Annotated in this window: 4 protein-coding genes; all 4 read left to right on the top strand. The window is 53.5% G+C overall.

The window, feature by feature from the left end; translation table 11 throughout:
• The first annotated feature begins 312 nt into the window (after positions 1–312).
• Entirely contained in the window at positions 313–894 is a 582-nt protein-coding gene (locus RCH06_RS17700) for a recombinase family protein (protein ID WP_327082781.1), read from the top strand.
• Between the two features lie 66 nt (positions 895–960).
• The gene (locus tag RCH06_RS17695; RefSeq protein WP_327082780.1) at positions 961–1,602 is read left to right on the top strand and encodes an AAA family ATPase; all 642 of its coding nucleotides are present in this window, start codon (positions 961–963) and stop codon (positions 1,600–1,602) included.
• Between the two features lie 39 nt (positions 1,603–1,641).
• Positions 1,642–1,902 (top strand): CopG family transcriptional regulator, encoded by a 261-nt coding sequence (locus RCH06_RS17690; protein ID WP_327082779.1) that lies wholly within the window; start codon positions 1,642–1,644, stop codon positions 1,900–1,902.
• A gap of 20 nt (positions 1,903–1,922) precedes the next feature.
• Entirely contained in the window at positions 1,923–3,086 is a 1,164-nt protein-coding gene (locus tag RCH06_RS17685) for a replication protein RepA (protein ID WP_327082778.1), read from the top strand.
• The last annotated feature ends 516 nt before the right edge of the window (positions 3,087–3,602 follow it).

The raw sequence follows: 3,602 nt of genomic DNA, 5'->3' as shown, positions 1-3,602 counted from the left end.
GTCCGGGTTAAGTGCACACCATCGTGGTGGGCAACTCCCCGGATACTGCCCGGCTCATCAACCCGGCGCAAGAATGGTGTTCGTCGGACGGTTACAAGCTACACGCCACGCCGGGTTTCGTTTATGCGCAACACCGTGCCGACGGTGTCTACCGCCGTACCGACTGTCGTGACCAAAAACATCGGTCACGTTCGTCGGAATCAGCGGTCACGTTGCCGGAATCCTCCCGGTCACGTTCACCGGAATGTCGGTCACGATCCCGGAATCACCGGTCACGTTGAACCGGAATACTCAGCCACACTTGGGACACCTATGCACCTTGGATACGCCCGCGTCAGCACAGACGCACAAGACCTAACCAACCAACGTGCTGAGCTTGCCGCTGCAGGTTGCACAAAGCTGTTTTCCGAAAAGCTCACCGGGGCGCAGCGCGACCGCCAGGAGCTGGGCCGGATGCTGGACCACCTCCGAGCTGGCGACGTTGTGATCGTGACCCGGTTGGATCGACTGGCACGCAGTACACGCGACCTGCTGGATATTGCCGAACGCATTCAGGGCGTAGGTGCTGGCCTGCGCAGCCTTGCAGAACCATGGGCCGACACCACCACACCAGCAGGCCGCATGGTGCTGACTGTTTTCGCCGGCATTGCGGAGTTCGAGCGTTCGCTCATCATCGACCGCACCAAGACTGGCCGGAAAGCCGCCATGGCCCGCGGTGTGAAATTTGGACCGCACCCTACCCTCACCCCGGCGCAGATCGACCACGCCCGCCAACTGATCGACCAGGACGGGCGAACCGTCAAGGATGCCGCTGAGTTGTTGGGTGTCCATCGCTCAACCCTTTACCGAGCGCTCGACAAAACCACAGAAGCAAGACTAAAAATAGCACCTTAAAAGATTGTCATAAAAACCTAATTGAATATATGTATGATACGTTTTTAATATTAAAAAAGGTTAATTATGATTATTACGGTAGGCAACACCAAAGGTGGTGTTGGTAAGACAACTCTAGCTGTGAATCTGGCAATTGCGCGGGCGCTGGCGGGACGTGACGTGTGGCTTATCGATGGCGACCGTCAGGGAACTGCACAGACTGCTATCAGTATTCGAGCCGATGCTGGCCATATTCCTGGCATCGCATGTGCGACTTACCCGGACGGGCCGACGCTTCGCACTCAAGTTCAGCAGCAAGCGGCCAAGTTCGACGACGTGATCATCGACGCAGGCGGACGAGACTCGACAGCGCTACGAGCTGCTTTGGTCTTGTCCGATGTCCTCCTAGTGCCGTTCCAGCCACGAAGCTATGACGTATGGGCGCTCAATGACATAGCAGCCTTGGTTGATGAAGCTCGTAGTGTGCGGGACGGCCTGCGAGCTGTTGCGATCCTGAACTGCGCAGATCCAGGCGAGGCATCAACGGACAACGCTGAGGCAGCCGCAGCCGTGGCAGATATTCCCCAGTTTGAGTACCTCAATACACCGATCCGCCGCCGCAAAGCGTTTGCCAACGCGGCAGGGCAAGGACTATCGGTTTTAGAAATCAAACCAAGCGATAAGAAAGCATTCGACGAGTTAAATGCACTTGTTAACGCATTATTTTAATATCATAATAATATTATTTAAATACTTAGGTAATACGCAATGACAATCACGAAACCAAAGCCTAAAAGTACCCAAACCGCTGATTCTTTTATTTCTGGTGCACCAGATGCCGAGGTGAAACCAAGAGGCGTAAAGAAGGGAAACAAGCAGCAAATCAGCCTAACTATCGCGCCGACGTTGCTGGTCAAAATTGATGAGTTGGCAGCTGAACTTGGGCAGTCCCGCGCAGCGGTCATCAACATGGCGATTTATCGCGCCGTTGAACATGGTTTAACCATTGATGGCTTGCGCAAGGCCTAAAACAACGTTAGGTCAACAAAGTGAAGCAAGTCAGCAAAATGATGGAGCAAGAGTTAACGGCGGCAGAGTTACTGACCTGGCGTGAAGGATACAGGGATCACCTGATCGCTAAGGGACTCTCATTAGCCGATGCCGCAGCCGTCGCTGCTAAGGTTGCATATAGGTCAGATATGTACACGACGCCAGACTTTTTCCTGCTCACGCCTCCGAGCGACCGCAGGCCGGTCAAAACCAAGCCAGTCAAAGGTGAAAAGATCAATCTTGTGCCGGTCAGCATCACGCCAAAACCCAAAACGAAGGCACTCACGCCGCGTGACGAGCGGCTAATCAAGACCGCTGCGGTGATTGCTGCTGAGCGCCCTGACGACGAGGATCGGGCATACATGCACTCGATCATGTGCCAAGTGGGGTTGCCCAGGTCGAAAGTCGAGGGGACATCGTTTGAGCGGACATCCGGCGGCGTGGCTCTTCTTGTTGAAGCCGGCAAACTTTGGGATGGGATGCGGTTTGTGCAACAGCCAATACCTTACGGCCCAATGCCACGTCTGATGCTTGCATGGATGAACACCTACGCGGTGCGTAACAACACGCCAGAAATACCTGTTGGAGACAGCGCAAGTGAGTTTCTGCGGATGCTTGGGAAAAACACCAATGGGGGGAGGAACGGTGCCTTCCCAGCTTTTCAAAAACAGGTGCAAGCGATTTCTGCGTGTCGGATGACATTAGGTTTTAACGCCAATGGCCGCGCTCACACGTACGAAGGCAAGCCGATTAAACATTTTGATGCGTGGATCGCAAAAGATGGAGAGCATCGTCCGTTTTGGCCGGGGCATGTAACGTTCTCGCAAGACTATTTCGATACTTTGAAAGATCATGCCGTGCCAATTGATTTGCGGGCCTTTATGGAGCTAAAAGGCTCTGCTTTGGCGATGGACGCATACACCTGGCTTGCGCAACGGCTACACCGTATCTCTGGCCGTCCAATGGTCTTGCACTGGCTTAGCTTGCGTGAGCAGTTCGGCCAAGAGTATCAAGGGAAAGACCCAGACAAAGATTTTAAGAAGAAGTTCTTACCTGCGTTGCACGCTGTTTTAGCTGTTTATCCGCAGGCAAAAGTCAAACAAGTAACTGGTGGACTGATGTTGATGGCATCGCCACCTCCGATACCTTTCAATGACAAGTAGCGGATTTTTCCACGCCTAATCAGACCCCCTCCAAGCCACCTGTCAAGGTGGCTTTTTTAATTGTGATCAACGCTGTGATTTGCGCAGGTTATCCACGCCTAATCAGACCCCCCAAGTACGCCTAATCAGACCCCCCTAAGCCAAAAAATCACGCCTAATCAGACCCCCTTGAGTACGCCTAATCAGACCCCCCCTAAACCGATAGGTGGTATCCGATATGTATTCCTATAGATTTACCTATAGTAAAAGGACCGACTTTTGTGGATAACTGGCCGACCAGTGAAATACGCATCTCCTCCAGTCCCCCAAAGGGGGAGAAAAAGAGGCGCTTGCGCGCCTACCCCCGAACAACCAGGGGCCAAGGCCCCTCGCGCAGTAGTGCTGACCCATTTATCAAGGCCCCAAGGGGCCGAACAGGTCCCTGACCTTGCCCCCAGAAAACGTATCCCTTGCTGAGTGGTTCAATTCAGACAAGGAAAACGAAAATGACAAAGACATCAAGGGCCAAGTACACGC

Source organism: Polaromonas sp. CG_9.5 (assembly GCF_035984465.1).
Taxonomy (GTDB): domain Bacteria; phylum Pseudomonadota; class Gammaproteobacteria; order Burkholderiales; family Burkholderiaceae_C; genus Polaromonas.
This window is presented reverse-complemented; position numbering and strand designations above follow the sequence as displayed.

Coding starts and splice junctions, on each gene's coding strand:
- RCH06_RS17695 (WP_327082780.1), top strand. CDS start 961: ATGATTATTACGGTAGGCAACACCAAAGGTGGTGTTGGTAAGACAACT.
- RCH06_RS17700 (WP_327082781.1), top strand. CDS start 313: ATGCACCTTGGATACGCCCGCGTCAGCACAGACGCACAAGACCTAACC.
- RCH06_RS17690 (WP_327082779.1), top strand. CDS start 1,642: ATGACAATCACGAAACCAAAGCCTAAAAGTACCCAAACCGCTGATTCT.